This window comes from Sphingomonas alpina, assembly GCF_014490665.1.
Taxonomy (GTDB): domain Bacteria; phylum Pseudomonadota; class Alphaproteobacteria; order Sphingomonadales; family Sphingomonadaceae; genus Sphingomonas; species Sphingomonas alpina.
Genome location: NZ_CP061038.1, coordinates 2,215,561 through 2,229,148 on the forward strand (window position 1 = coordinate 2,215,561; position 13,588 = coordinate 2,229,148).

General features: G+C 63.6%; 11 protein-coding genes. 4 read left to right on the forward strand and 7 right to left on the reverse strand.

Features of this window, described 5'->3' with window-relative positions; translation table 11 throughout:
• Nucleotides 1-25: 25 nt before the first annotated feature.
• A complete protein-coding gene (locus H3Z74_RS10175) occupies nucleotides 26-1,396 on the reverse strand; it encodes an MFS transporter (protein WP_187763742.1) in 1,371 nt (456 codons plus the stop codon).
• A 65-nt stretch (nucleotides 1,397-1,461) separates the two neighbouring features.
• Between H3Z74_RS10175 and H3Z74_RS10180 the strand changes: the two genes are divergently transcribed.
• Nucleotides 1,462-2,601, forward strand: a complete 1,140-nt coding sequence (locus H3Z74_RS10180; protein ID WP_187763743.1) for an aromatic ring-hydroxylating oxygenase subunit alpha — start codon at nucleotides 1,462-1,464, stop codon at nucleotides 2,599-2,601.
• Nucleotides 2,602-2,608: 7 nt separating this feature from the next.
• Here H3Z74_RS10180 and H3Z74_RS10185 read toward each other — a convergent pair whose 3' ends face one another.
• The gene (locus H3Z74_RS10185) at nucleotides 2,609-3,040 is read right to left on the reverse strand and encodes a response regulator (RefSeq protein WP_187763744.1); all 432 of its coding nucleotides are present in this window, start codon (nucleotides 3,038-3,040) and stop codon (nucleotides 2,609-2,611) included.
• A gap of 257 nt (nucleotides 3,041-3,297) precedes the next feature.
• Between H3Z74_RS10185 and H3Z74_RS10190 the strand changes: the two genes are divergently transcribed.
• A complete protein-coding gene (locus H3Z74_RS10190) occupies nucleotides 3,298-4,596 on the forward strand; it encodes a pseudouridine synthase (protein WP_229727014.1) in 1,299 nt (432 codons plus the stop codon).
• 3 nt (nucleotides 4,597-4,599) lie between these two features.
• Complete coding sequence (gene rsmD / locus H3Z74_RS10195; protein ID WP_187763745.1) at nucleotides 4,600-5,136, forward strand: 16S rRNA (guanine(966)-N(2))-methyltransferase RsmD; 537 nt, start codon at nucleotides 4,600-4,602, stop codon at nucleotides 5,134-5,136.
• A gap of 23 nt (nucleotides 5,137-5,159) precedes the next feature.
• Here the strand turns inward: rsmD and H3Z74_RS10200 are convergent, their stop codons facing one another.
• The 4 genes from H3Z74_RS10200 to H3Z74_RS10215 all read right to left on the reverse strand — a co-directional run bounded on the left by H3Z74_RS10200 (nucleotide 5,160) and on the right by H3Z74_RS10215 (nucleotide 9,931).
• On the reverse strand, nucleotides 5,160-6,428 hold the full coding sequence (locus H3Z74_RS10200) for an MFS transporter (RefSeq protein WP_187763746.1): 1,269 nt from the start codon (nucleotides 6,426-6,428) through the stop codon (nucleotides 5,160-5,162).
• A 104-nt stretch (nucleotides 6,429-6,532) separates the two neighbouring features.
• On the reverse strand, nucleotides 6,533-8,185 hold the full coding sequence (locus H3Z74_RS10205) for an inorganic phosphate transporter (protein WP_187764262.1): 1,653 nt from the start codon (nucleotides 8,183-8,185) through the stop codon (nucleotides 6,533-6,535).
• Between the two features lie 883 nt (nucleotides 8,186-9,068).
• Nucleotides 9,069-9,455: a nuclear transport factor 2 family protein gene (locus tag H3Z74_RS10210; protein WP_187763747.1), complete on the reverse strand. Its 387-nt coding sequence runs from the start codon at nucleotides 9,453-9,455 to the stop codon at nucleotides 9,069-9,071.
• Between the two features lie 80 nt (nucleotides 9,456-9,535).
• Entirely contained in the window at nucleotides 9,536-9,931 is a 396-nt protein-coding gene (locus tag H3Z74_RS10215; RefSeq protein ID WP_187763748.1) for a GFA family protein, read from the reverse strand.
• 102 nt (nucleotides 9,932-10,033) lie between these two features.
• Here H3Z74_RS10215 and H3Z74_RS10220 point away from each other — a divergent pair, with 102 nt between their 5' ends.
• On the forward strand, nucleotides 10,034-12,334 hold the full coding sequence (locus H3Z74_RS10220; protein WP_187763749.1) for an ATP-dependent helicase: 2,301 nt from the start codon (nucleotides 10,034-10,036) through the stop codon (nucleotides 12,332-12,334).
• Between the two features lie 403 nt (nucleotides 12,335-12,737).
• Here H3Z74_RS10220 and H3Z74_RS10225 read toward each other — a convergent pair whose 3' ends face one another.
• Entirely contained in the window at nucleotides 12,738-13,529 is a 792-nt protein-coding gene (locus tag H3Z74_RS10225) for a hypothetical protein (RefSeq protein ID WP_187763750.1), read from the reverse strand.
• Nucleotides 13,530-13,588 lie beyond the last annotated feature (59 nt).

Below are 13,588 nucleotides of genomic sequence, written 5' to 3' on the forward strand. Positions count from 1 at the left end.
CCGCGGTCAGAATATTGCCGGCGCGTCATTGGCGCTCCTCCTCATCGGCCACGCGTCGTGCTTCAGCGCGCTCTGCCGTAGCCTCCGCCGCCTCGGTCCCGGCCGTACCGATTGCACCGTCCACGATGCCAGTCCGGATCATCCACCAAAACAACAGCACGCCGGGCAATGCGACGAGAGTGGTCATCCAGTAATAATTGACGAAGCCGAAGCGTTCGACCAGCGCACCTGCGGTCGTACCGGTCAGAATACGCCCGACGATACTCGCGGCGGCAGAGATCAGCGCATATTGCGCGGCGGTGAAGCGCAGGTCGCACAAGGCCGCGAAATAAGCGGTGACCGCAACACCACCGATCCCGCTGGCGAAATTCTCGAAGCCGATCGCGCCCGCCATACCGAGATTGGAATGGCCCGACGCAGCCAGCAATGCGAAGCTGGCATTGGACACCGCCATCAGGATCAGGCTGATCAGCACTGACTTTTTCATACCCAGCCGCGCATAGAGTACCCCGCCCACGAAGATACCGATCAGATAGGTCCAGAAGCCGACGCCGACATCGTACAGCGCGATCTCGTCATTGGTGAAGCCGAGGTCGTCGAACAGCAAACGCACGACCAACTGGCCCAGCGTGTCACCGATCTTGTGGATCAGGATGAAGAGCAGGATGATCGCTGCACCCTGGCGCTGGAAGAATTCGACGAACGGCCCGACGATCGACGCGCCGATTTCACTCATCCCGCGTCGCCCGGTCGGTTCGCGGTGTCGCACCGGCTCACCGACGATCAATCCGGTGACGATCGCCGACAGCGCGAACAGGGCGCACGCGATATAGGCCACCGACCAGCCGTAACGGACCGCAAGCACCAGTGCGAGCGCGGCCACGCCGTTGGAGCCGATCCGCCAGCCATATTGTGTCATCCCGGAGCCGACGCCCATCTGATACGGCTCGAGCAGCTCGATGCGATAGGCATCGATGACGATGTCATAGGTCGCGCCGGCGAACGCGACGAGCAATGCCGCCACAACGGTCGCGCCAATGCTCGCGGTCGGATCGGTCAATCCGAGGTTGATGATCGCTGCGACCGACATCAACCCGGCGACGATCAGCCATGACAGACGCTGGCCGAGCCGATGCAGCCCGGGCAGCCGGACGCCATCAATAACCCAGGCCCAGAGCGGCTTGAGATTGTAGATCAGAAAAGCGAGCGTGAAGGCGGTGATCGTCTTCTTCTCGATGCCGACCTGCGCCAGGCGCGTGGTCAGCGTCGCCGCGATCATCGCAAACGGTACGCCCGACGAGACCCCGAGAAAGAAGGACGCGACCGGCGCCTTTTCGACATAGGGTCTCAGTCCGTCCAGCCAGCTTTTGCCGTGCCTGGTCGCCGCTTCGTCCATCAAACTCTTGCTCCCCGCGCTCAAGACGCAGAGACTAGCGGGAAAAGCTGGGAGAGGAAGCGTCGATGAACGCACCCGTGAAGATCGTACGACCAACCGAGGGGCAACTCGCGCTCGCCACGATATTGGCGAATGGCGGCACGCGCCCCAATCAGGGCATCACGCATATCGATGCCACCGCCTATACCGATCCGGCGCGTCATGCGGCCGAACAGGAGCGGATCTTCTCCAAACTACCTTTGGTCATCGCACCGTCCGCGCTGCTGCCGCAGCCGAACATGGCCGTGCCGCATGACGGATTCGGCAAGCCGCTGCTCATCACCCGTGACAAGAGCGGCGCTGCGCATGTCTTTCTCAATGTCTGCCAGCATCGCGGCACGCGCCTGGTCGAGGGCGGTGAGGCCGTCTGCGCGCCACGCCTGATCTGCCCCTATCACGCCTGGAGCTATACGCTCGACGGCGCGCTTTCCGGCCTGCCCCGACCCGACGCCTTTCCCGGCCTCGACAAGACTCAGTTCGGTCTCAGGCGCCTGCCTACACGCGAAGCCGGCGGACTGATCTGGTTCGCGTTCGACGAACAGGCCGATTTCGCCGAAGCCGAAGCACTGGGTCATGATTTCGACGCCTTCGACATGGCCGGCCAGCATCTGTTCCGTCGCCGCACCCACGACGTGGCGGCGAACTGGAAACTGATCATGGACGCGTTCCTCGAAAGCTATCACGTCCAGCGGCTACATGCCGCGACGATCGGCCCGTTCTTCAAGGACGGCGTCTCGACCGGCGATCGAATCGGCCCGCATCAGCGATCGGTGGTCGGGCGCGAGGCAGCGCTGGCAGCGGCGCAGTCGGACGACTGGCCGACGCTGCGCGCGGCGATGACCTATACCTATCAGATGTTCCCCGGCACCGTGCTGATCGTCAGTCCCGATTACATGAACCTGATGACGCTGATGCCGCAGTCGGAAGGTCGCGTGCTGATCGAGGATTTCATGCTGATCCCCGAGGCGCCGACGAGTGAAAAGGCGCTGGCGCATTGGGAGAAGAGCTGGAATCTGCTCGACGGCGGCGTATTCGCGTCGGAGGATTTCCGCGCCGCCGCGCTCGGCCAGGAGGGGCTCTCCTCGGGCGCGATCGACCGGCTGACTCTGGGCACGCTGGAAACCGGCATGCGGCATTTCCACGATGAAGTGGAGGCGCGGCTCTAAGCGACTTTTACGCCGTCTTTTCGAACAGCTTCAGCCCGTATGGCAGCCGCTTCGCCTTCTTGCCCTCGAGTACCGCCTCGATCACGTCGATCGCGGTGAGCAGGTCGCGCTGCGTATAGGGTTTGGCCAGGCACCCCACAGCGACATCCTGCCCACCCGCAGGGCAGTCACCGGTCACGAACAGCACCGGCAGGTCGTGCGTGTGCGCCTCGCGCGCGACATCGATGCCGCTGCCGTCCGCCAGGCTGATATCGACCAGTACCAGGTCGATATCATGCCCGCCGCGAATCACCGTCATCGCGTCAACGACGCGATCGACCGTGGCGACGATCTCGAATTCGGCCTCGCGCAGGAAATGTTCCGTGTCGAACGCAACCAAAGGCTCGTCTTCCACGATCAACAGCTTGCAAATTCGCCGTTTTTTCTTGCCGAACAACATGGTCCGGGGGTCCGCCTTTACACACTGGGCCGGGAAGAATTCCCCATAACCTCGTTACGCCTGCGTCCCTTAACGCGCTGTCGCGCGATCTGCCGCAACATTTTTTTCGGGTCACCCCGCATTTTGCCTGTATCAGCCGGAATGTGACCCTGAATAAGCCATCCAAAGACGCGCCCGGGGAGTCGTCCCGCGATTCCCAGCGCATTGCCAAGCTGCTCGCTCGGGCCGGCATCGCCTCGCGGCGTGAAGTCGAACGCATGATCACGGAAGGCCGCGTCGCGCTGAACGGCGTCGCGATCGAAACGCCCGCGACGATCCTGACCTCGCTCGCCGGTGTGACCGTCGATGGCAATCCGGTCCAGGCCGCCGCACCTGCGCGCCTGTTTCTCTATCACAAGCCGTCCGGCCTGCTGGTGACCGAGCGCGACCCCGGCGGGCGACCGACCATCTATGACAAGCTGCCCAAGGACTTGCCGCGCCTGGTTCCGGTCGGTCGGCTCGATCTCAATACCGAGGGGCTGTTGCTGCTCACCACCGATGGCGAGCTGAAGCGCCAGCTCGAGCTGCCCGCGACCGGCGTCGAACGGGCGTACCGTGCCCGCGCTTATGGCGCTGTGACTCAGGCGCAGCTCGAGGATCTGATCCACGGCGTCGAGATCGAGGGCGTGCGCTATGGGTCGATCAACGCCAATCTCGAACGCCGTACCGGAGCGAATGTCTGGATCGAGATGATCCTGACCGAAGGCAAGAATCGCGAAGTGCGCCGCGTGCTCGAATATCTCGGGCTCAAGGTCTCGCGCCTGATCCGCACCCGCTATGGCCCGTTCGTACTCGGCGACCTGCCGCCCGGCGATATCGGCGAAGTACGCCAGCATGACGTAGTCGCCTTCCGCAAGAACCCGACCCGCAACCCGCCACCCGAGCGGCTCAAGCAGGACGAGAAATACAGCGCTCGGCCGAGACCAACGCCGGTCGTAGCCGGCGCGCGGCGTCCGCCGTCACCCGCGCCACGCCGCACAGAGGGTCCGGGCGATCGACGCACACCATCGGCCGGTCCAAGAGCAGCGCGTCCCGAGCCGGTGACGATCGGCGACAAGCGCCCCGCGCGGCCCAAGGCCCCCGCACCGCGCATCGATCGCGCTGCCGCGTCGCGTGCCGACCGTGAATCCTTCACCGACGCACGGCCGCCACGCGCGCCTCGCGGTCAGAAACCGGCCGGCTGGGCGCCCGATACGACGCCGGGCCCCGGGGAGCGCCCACCACGCGATGCGCGTCCGACCAGCGGCGCAGCGCCCAAGCCGAAGCGCTTCTACGACGCCAAGCCCAAACAGGGCGTCGGCGGCGAAGGCGGCGACCGGCCGAAGCGCGTGTTCAACGCCGAACTCGGCCGCAACGTCCGCGCCAAGCCCGATGCGCGAGCGCCACACGGCGATCGCCCTGCCCGTCCGCCGCGCGCTGATCGAGGCGCCGACGCCCGCCCCTCCTCGCGCCCGACAAAACCCCGCAGCGGCAGCAAGCCCGGCGGCCCGGCGCGCCCGCCGAAAACCCGGAAGTAAAGCATGCGTATCATTGCCGGCACCTGGCGCGGTCGCCAGATCATCGCGCCGAAGGGCGACGCCACCCGCCCCACCGCCGACCGCACCCGTGAGGCGCTGTTCTCGATGCTGACCAGCCGCCTGGGCAGTTTCGAGGAACTGGCGGTGGCCGACCTGTTCGCCGGCTCAGGTGCGCTCGGACTGGAGGCCCTGTCGCGCGGCGCGGCAAGTTGCGTGTTCGTCGAGCAGGACAAGGCCGCGCTCGACGCGTTGCGCGCCAATCTCGCCAAGCTCGAGACGAAGGGCGATGTCCGTCCGCAATCCGTGCTCGCCTTGGCCCGCGTGACGCAGCCGCTCGACCTGATCCTGATGGACCCGCCCTATGGCACCGGTGCGGGCGCGGTCGCGCTCGACAAGCTGTCGCGCCTCGGCTGGACCGGTCCGGCGACCTGGATCAGCATCGAGACCGCACGCGACGAGACCGTCGCAGTCGACGGCTTCGCGATCGATGTCGAGCGGGTACACGGCAAGGCCAAGCTGACGATCCTGCGGACGATTTAGGGCTCGAACGAGCGGATGGGGACTCAAGCTGCCGAAGCGGGCCGCTTGAGCAGCATCAACCCGCTCAGGCTCAGCACGCCCGCAACGACCAGATACGCCCCGACCAGGTTCAATCCACCGCGATCGGCCAGCATTTGCGCGAAGATCGGCGCCAGCGCCCCACCGACGATCCCGCCGAGGTTGAACGCCACCGACACACCGGTATAGCGCACCCCCGGCTCGAACAGCGACGGCAACCACCCACCCAGCGGCCCATAGGCAAAGCCCATCGCGAACAGCGCGAAGGCGAGCCAAGCGAACACCACGACCAGCGACGCCGCGCCAAGCATCGGACCCATCAGCAGGCCCGCGATCACGCATCCGGCAAAGCCGAGCTTCAGCATCGCCGCCGCACCGCGACGATCGGCCCAGACGCATGATACGATCACGCCGAGCGCGAGGAACAGCACCGCGCCGATTTCCAGCCCGAGAAAGGCCTGACGACCATGCCCGAGCGTAGTCGTGCCGTAACTCAGCGCGAAGGCGGTGGTTAGGTAGAACAGCGCGAAGCACGCGATCACCCCGACCGTCCCGGCAATCGTCGGGCGCAGATGGGTGCGCAGCAGCGTCGCCATCGGCACCTTGGGCAATGCCTCATGCGCGGCGGCATCGAGGAACGCCGGCGTCTCGGTCAGCTTGAGCCGTACCCATAGCCCCAGCCCGACCAGTATCGCGCTGGCCAGGAACGGCACCCGCCAGCCCCAGTCGCGAAACTGTTCGTCGGTGAGCAGCACGCCGAGCAGCAGGAAGAAGCCATTGGCGGCAATGAACCCGATCGGCGCCCCGAGCGGCGGGAACATGCCGTAGCGATTCTCCCAGCCGCGCGGCGCATTCTCCACCGCCAGCAGGCTCGCCCCGCCCCATTCGCCGCCCAGCCCCAGCCCCTGTCCGAAGCGCAGCACGCACAGGATCAGCGGCGCGACCCAGCCGATCTGCGCATAACCCGGCAGGAAAGCGATCAGCACGGTCGATCCGCCCATCAGCATCAATGAAGCGACCAGCGTCGATTTGCGTCCCAGCCGGTCGCCGAAATGCCCGAACACCGCCGCCCCCAAGGGCCGCGCGAAAAAGGCCAGCCCGAAACTGGCATAGGACAGCATCAGCTGCGCCGACTGGCTCTCCGACGGGAAGAAGAGCGGTCCGAATACCAAAGCCGCCGCGGTCGCATAGATGTAGAAATCGTAGAACTCGACCGAGGTGCCAATGAGGCTGGCGAGCAGCACGCGGCGATGCGCTTTCATGGGGCTTGTCATGCCGCAGCGTTCGCGCGGCGCACCGCGCCGGTCAAGTCCGGCCCGAACGGAGAAAGGTGATTTCGTCCCGCCCCAACAATTCCCCAGAACCAGCCGAAAGGTTGTTAGCGTGTCGCTCCGGCCTGCACGATGGTCAGCATCACCCAGTAGAGCCCGCCCGACAGACACATCGCGGCCGGCAAGGTCAGCACCCAGGCCAGTGCCATGTTGCGGATCGTCCGCCCCTGCAGCCCCTGGCCATTGGCGACCGACGCGCCCGCCACGCCGGAGGTCAGGATGTGCGTCGTCGATACCGGCAGGCCGAACCGCTCCGCCATCAGGATCACCGATGCCGCGACCAGTTCCGCCGATGCGCCCATGCCATAGGTCATGTGGCTCTTGCCGATCTTCTCGCCGACCGTGACCACGATCCGCTTCCAGCCGACCATCGTACCCAGGCCGAGCGCGATCGCGACGGTGATCTTGACCCATAGCGGAATGAAGCGCGTGCCCTGTTCGAGCAGCCCCTGATACGCCGTGATCGCCTTCAGCTCCGGTTCGCTGAATCGTGTCCCCGCATCCTTCGCCTTGGTGATCAATTTGGTCGTGTCGAGCACCAGATACATGTCGTTGCGCAGATTGGGCGTCGCCTCGGCCGGCACCTTGCTCAGCGCGCCATAATCGCCGACGCGCTGCGCCAGGCCGCGCGACACCGTCTCGATCGCGGCATAGACCTCGGGCGTATCGACCGATTTGACCTGCAGCGCCCGGGTCAGCACGCCGCGCGCCTCCGCCGGGGTGACCGTCACGTCGCCCGCCTTGGCGTCGAAAGTCGCGCTTGCGCCGTTTGCGGCGGCGACGAAAGCGGGGGTCGCCGATGTCGGAAGCGAGCGGTTCAGCGCATAGGCGGTCGGCGCGCAGCCGATCAGGATCAGCATGATCAGGCCCATGCCCTTCTGCCCGTCATTGCCGCCATGCGCGAAGCTGACCGCGGTGCAGGTGAAGATCAGCAGCGCGCGAATGCCGCGCGGCGGCGGCGCGCCCGCGTCGGGCTGGGCATAGAGCCTGGGATTGCGCACCACGCGGCGCATCACGAACAGCAGCAGCAGCGCGGCGGCGAAACCGATCAGCGGCGCCATCCATAGCCCGGTCAGCACCTTGTACGCTTGCCCCCATTCGACCCCGGCCGTACCGCCCTTCGCGCCCGACTGGATCAGCTGATTGGCGAAGCCGACGCCGAGGATCGACCCGATCAGCGTGTGGCTCGAACTGTTGGGCAGGCCGACATACCAGGTGGCGAGATTCCACAGCAACGCCGCCAGCAGCAGCGAGAAGATCATCGCGAAACCGGCACTGCTGCCGACATTGAGGATCAGGTCGACCGGCAGCAAGGTGATGATCGAATAGGCGACCGCGCCGCTCGACAGCATCACGCCGAGGAAATTGAAGAACCCCGACCACACCACCGCCAGCTGCGCCGGCATCGAATTGGTGTAGATGACGGTCGCGACCGCATTGGCGGTGTCGTGAAACCCGTTCACGAACTCGAACCCCAGCGCGATCACCAGCGCCAGCGCGAGAAAGGCGAAGGCGCCGAACGCAAGCTGTTCGCCCACGTCCCGCGTATCGGTCATCACGCTGAGCCCGGCATATACGAGCCCGCCAAGCAGCACGCCGATAAAGACCCATTTCGCAATCGGATGCGAGCGCGAGTCGAACCGGCCGCGCAAGGCAGGTTGTGGCGACTCGGCAAGGGTCGCGGGGAATGTGGTAGACATGGTCACGCCCTTGCGCGGGATTATGACAATCACATGACAATCGCCGTCGATGGCTCGCGCCGGGACTGCAAGTTGGGACAAGAGAGCCATTTGCTGGCTGTTCCTGGCTGTTATTCAGGTATTTGTTTTTTTGCAGGCCGCCAGTTCGTCCTCGATGTGATAATTTATATAATATTTTCAATAATTTAGATTATATTTCCGTCGCCGAATAACAGCCAACGAACAGCCAGCTTATCAGCCAGCTATCAGCCAGATAACAGCGAACGACGCTGGCTGTTATGGCCGGAACAGCCAGCACCAAGTCGTTGAGGATTTTCCGGTCATGTCAAAGAGCGGGCCGGAGGCTTGTGGCACTCTCGTCCATAGTCTCGCTGCCATGACAGGCATCGCTGTTGAATCGCGCTTATCCAGCCGCCGGGCATTGCATCGGAAAATGACGCCCGCCGCTGCAAGCCGGTGTCCCTCGGGGCGTCGACTTTCAGGCCCGGGTGGTCGGTGGCGCAGTAGTAAGGTTCGCGCAGAGGCGCAGAGGACGCGGAGATGGTGTGTCCGGCGGCATGGGCAGCCTGCAATGGCCAACCGATCCGTAAGCAGGGAGCAATACCAACTCGCCTTGCTGCTGACCCAACTTTACTGCTTCCCCGGCGAAGGCCGGGGCCCAGTCGAGAGGATCGAGGTGACAACGCGAAGCGCCAGGCCAACAAATGCCTACCAACTGGGCCCCGGCCTTCGCCGGGGAAGCAGGTGAAAGATAAGTCAGCATCAACGCAGCTGGGTATAACGGGCGCGATGGAGCGCCCATTGGGACTTCCGCGCGCTCTGCGCCTCTATGCGAACCCCTGTTTGCTCGCCGCCGCGAACATATGCTGAAAATAAGCCTGCCCTAAGTCGCCTCACCCTGAAGCACTGCCGCCATCCGCGGGATCACCGTGTTCAGTGCCTTTAACGGCCGCAGCATCACCTTGAATTCGGTGATCAGCCCGGCCTCGTTCCAGCGGATCATGTCGACGCCCTCGATCTCGATGCCATCGATGCTCAGCGCGAATTCGAGCACCGCCGAACCTTCGCCATGCCATTCGTCGACATAGCGGAAACTGTCATTGTTGAGCACGACCATCGCCGCGCGGAGATAGTGCATCACCAGCGCCTTGCCGGCCTGCGGCCGATGTACCGCGGGCGAAAGGAACACCGCGTCCTCGGCGATCAGCGCATCGAGCTTTGCCGGGTCGTTGCTCTCGATATAGTCGTGCCAGCGTCCGACGACGTCCATGCCTATCCCCTCCGGTGTGCGCGTTCGGCGATCAGGCTAGCGGTCGCACGCGGACAAGTCACCACGCAGTGCCGCCGACATCACTGCCCCGGATAGCGTTCGAACGCGGGCAGGCCGGCAATGCCGTCGACCCAGCCAAGCTTGTCCGCCACCTGCACATGGATCGCCGGGGCATGGGCGGCGGCATCGTCGAGCGTCGACGACTGGATATCGATGATCCCCGGCAGCACCTCGGCATTGGTGTAGAACAGCCCCGTCCCGCACGTGCCGCAAAATTGCCGCCGGCCATGTTCCGAAGAGGCATAGGTGACGGTCTCGCCGGATACCGTCACTTGCCCGGCGAGCAGCGCCATCCACCCGACCATCGGCGCGCCCGCCGCGCGGCGGCAATCGTCGCAATGGCACAGCGCGTGATAGACTGGCTCGCCCGTCGTCTGATAGGTCACCGCCCCGCAATGGCATCGTCCCGTCGGCATCGTTGATTCCCTCATTGTTTCCTGTTTTGTTCCACAAGAGCCGCCGCCGCGCAACCCCATTCCGGCTTGCTCTCTTTGCGCGCGTTCCCTACCTGTTCACCGATGAGTCTTCCCGCGCCTTCCCCCGACGACCCGCCCTATCTCTCGGGCCTCAACGCGCCGCAGCGAGAGGCCGTGCTGACCACCGAAGGTCCCGTCCTGGTCCTCGCCGGTGCCGGCACCGGCAAGACCGCGGCGCTGACCGCGCGGCTCGCGCATCTGCTGTTCACCAAGCGCGCCTGGCCGTCGGAGATCCTCAGCGTCACCTTCACCAACAAGGCAGCGCGCGAGATGCGCCACCGCGTCGGGCGGCTGGTCGGCGATGTGGTCGAGGGCATGCCGTGGCTCGGCACTTTCCACGCGATCGGCGCGAAGATGCTGCGCCGCCATGCCGAGCTGGTCGGACTGCAATCCAACTTCACCATCCTCGATACCGACGATCAGCTGCGCCTTTTGAAGCAACTGATCACCGCCGCCGATCTGGATGAGAAACGCTGGCCGGCGCGCGCGCTGGGCGGGTTGATCGACGGGTGGAAGAACAAGGGGCTCACTCCCGCCGATCTCGATGCCGGCGAGAGCGAGCTCTACGCCAATGGCCGCGGCAAGGAGCTGTACGCCGCCTATCAGGCGCGCCTGATCGCGCTCAACGCCTGCGATTTCGGCGACCTGCTGCTGCACATGCTGGTCATCCTGAAGCGCGACCGCGAGGTGCTGAAAATGTACCAGGAGCGCTTCAAATATATCATGGTCGATGAGTATCAGGACACCAACAGCGTCCAGTATCTCTGGCTCCGCCTGCTCGCGCAGGAACACAAGAATATCTGCTGTGTCGGCGATGACGACCAATCGATCTATAGCTGGCGCGGCGCGCAGGTCGAGAATATCCTGAAGTTCGAGAAGGACTTTCCCGGCGCGGCGATCATTCGGCTGGAACAGAATTACCGCTCCACCCCGCATATCCTGGCCGCCGCGAGTGGCGTGATCGCCAACAACAGCGGCCGCCTCGGCAAGACATTATGGACCGACGAGCCCGACGGCGAGAAGGTCAAGGTGATCGGCGTATGGGACGGCCCGGAAGAGGCACGCCGCGTCGGCGAGGAAATCGAAAGCTGCCAGCGCGCGGGCAAGAGCATCGACGACATCGCCATCCTGGTCCGCGCGCAGCACCAGACGCGCGAGTTCGAGGACCGCTTCATCTCGATCGGCATGCCGTACCGCATCGTCGGCGGTTTCCGCTTCTACGAACGCGCCGAAATCCGCGATGCGCTCGCCTATCTGCGCGTCGTCGCGCAGCCGGCCGACGACCTTGCCTTCGAACGCATCGTCAACGTGCCCAAGCGCGGGCTTGGCGACAAGGCGGTGCAGAAAGTGCACCAGCTCGCCCGCGCGGAAGGCATTCCGCTCGCCACCGCCGCCGCGCGCATCCTCGACACCGATGAGCTGACCCCGCAGGCACGCCGCGCGTTCGGCAATCTGGTCGGCGACATGGCGCGCTGGCGTGCGCTCGCCAATGATACGCCGCACCCCGAACTGGCGCGCCAGATCCTCGACGAAAGCGGCTATACCGCGATGTGGCAGGTGGAAAAATCCGCCGAGGCCGCCGGCCGGCTGGAGAACCTCACCGAACTGGTCCGCGCGATGGAGGAATATGAGAGCCTGACCGCGTTCCTCGAACATGTCAGCCTGGTGATGGATAACGAGGCGGCGGCGGAGGAGGCCAAGGTGACGATCATGACGATCCACGCCGCCAAGGGCCTGGAGTATGACACGGTCTTCCTGGTCGGCTGGGAAGAAGGGCTGTTCCCCTCGCAGCGCTCACTCGACGAAGGCGGCCTGGCCAGCTTGGAGGAGGAACGCCGCCTCGCCTATGTCGCGATCACCCGCGCCCGGCGCCGCGCGGTCATCATCCACGCCGCCAATCGCCGCATCTATGGCCAATGGACCAGCAGCATCCCGTCGCGCTTCGTCGGCGAATTGCCCGACGCACATACCGAGAGCGAGAGCAGCATGTCCGGCGGCGAAAGCCTGTGGCGCGCCAACTGGTCCGAACGCGCCGACCCCTTTGCGGATGTGGCGCGCGGTACGGGAAGAGGCCCGGGCTGGCAGCGCGCGGCGGGCGTGAACCCGGGCGGTAGCTTTACCAGCCGTACCTTCACTCGCGAGCCTTCGCGGGTGGTGGAAAGCCGGGCCAGCGCGGTGAGCATCGGGAATAAGGGGCGGTCCGACGTCGCGGTCGGGATGAGGGTGTTCCACCAGAAGTTCGGTTATGGCGAGATTGCCGAGATCGAGGGGAATAAGCTGGAGATCGATTTCGAGGCTGCGGGGCGGAAGCGGGTTATGGATAGTTTTGTTACTGTCGGGTGAGCGATAATATCATGCTTATTTTAGCATTCGGGCGGCTCACTAGTACTATGAGTTCGAATTCCTCCGTCTCCGCCAGTCACCCCTACAATATGCGAAAATGTAGGGTTTTTTGTGGCTTGGGGCCGATCACTAAGCGACTGACTCACAATTTTGACTCTGCTCGGGCAATCTAGGGTGTTACGCGACATTTCCGATTCGTCAGCGATTGCCGCTGGAGCGAGCGGCCTCAGTCCAACCCTTTGCCCGTTTGAAATAATCGACAACCGCCTTGTTACCGCTTTGGCAAGTCATCGCCTCATTATTACGAACACAAGGCGATCCTAAACCGCCCATGCATCTATTCCACGTGACGCGGGCCTAGCAAACAATAGGACGACCGGTCCGAAGTTTCAGTTTCAGCGGCTCATGTTAGTGCTTGGTCGATCGGCGCTAGGGTCGCCGGTGCTAAACTGCACATCCAGGTATGCCACACGCGCCGCTTTTCTTCCCGTCGCCCAGAAGCGATCTCGCGACCGATCTCGGCACTAAACCCATGACTAACCGCAATCTCTGCGATACCGAACCAAAGAATTGCCTCACCAATATGGCCATGGGCATGGAAATGAGTTTCATGAGAAAGTGGCGCTTGCGACCACTTTCCGTGATACTCGTTCGTGAACTGGGCTATCAGTCCGACGACATTCTGCGCACCGCGACTCGCTAAGCGTGCTTCCAATAAAATTGACAAGGTCACTGAGCGGCCGTTCCAATGGATGTCGGATAATTCAAAGATATTGGCGCACTTTCCAATAATGCTATGCTTTCGTGCTATCTCCGAGAAAGCCGCACCTGCTCTCATTAATTCTGGAATCGCAGCGCCCACGTCCGCAAGTAATGCTGGTGTGGCCACTGAACCGCCGAAATGTCGAAGATAAACCTCAACAAATTCTCTAGCAAAGCCAAAGTTTTCGATCGAATGCCCAGGCGTCTTAATACGAATGCCAGTCTGTAATGGAAAGGACCATGGTAGAGGATCAGACGTATTCGGATCGATAAGCTCTTCCCACTCACGATCAACAAAGGCGACAAACTTGTCAAGTACACTTAGCGCTGCGGGAATATTGGCAGTGACATGATCAACTTTAGCCTTGGCACCAAAGCCCGTTAACGCGACGTCCGAAATAATATCAACAGAGTCAACGACGATACCACGCACGTTGGCCCAGCATTGCCTTAACGAGTCCAGTAAAAGCTTATCGTCACGTCCCTCAACTA

Coding starts and splice junctions, on each gene's coding strand:
- H3Z74_RS10200 (WP_187763746.1), bottom strand. CDS start 6,428: ATGACAAGCCCCATGAAAGCGCATCGCCGCGTGCTGCTCGCCAGCCTC.
- H3Z74_RS10215 (WP_187763748.1), bottom strand. CDS start 9,931: ATGCCGACGGGACGATGCCATTGCGGGGCGGTGACCTATCAGACGACG.
- H3Z74_RS10180 (WP_187763743.1), top strand. CDS start 1,462: ATGAACGCACCCGTGAAGATCGTACGACCAACCGAGGGGCAACTCGCG.
- H3Z74_RS10205 (WP_187764262.1), bottom strand. CDS start 8,185: ATGTCTACCACATTCCCCGCGACCCTTGCCGAGTCGCCACAACCTGCC.
- H3Z74_RS10210 (WP_187763747.1), bottom strand. CDS start 9,455: ATGGACGTCGTCGGACGCTGGCACGACTATATCGAGAGCAACGACCCG.
- rsmD (WP_187763745.1), top strand. CDS start 4,600: ATGCGTATCATTGCCGGCACCTGGCGCGGTCGCCAGATCATCGCGCCG.
- H3Z74_RS10175 (WP_187763742.1), bottom strand. CDS start 1,396: ATGGACGAAGCGGCGACCAGGCACGGCAAAAGCTGGCTGGACGGACTG.
- H3Z74_RS10185 (WP_187763744.1), bottom strand. CDS start 3,040: ATGTTGTTCGGCAAGAAAAAACGGCGAATTTGCAAGCTGTTGATCGTG.
- H3Z74_RS10190 (WP_229727014.1), top strand. CDS start 3,298: ATGATCACGGAAGGCCGCGTCGCGCTGAACGGCGTCGCGATCGAAACG.
- H3Z74_RS10220 (WP_187763749.1), top strand. CDS start 10,034: ATGAGTCTTCCCGCGCCTTCCCCCGACGACCCGCCCTATCTCTCGGGC.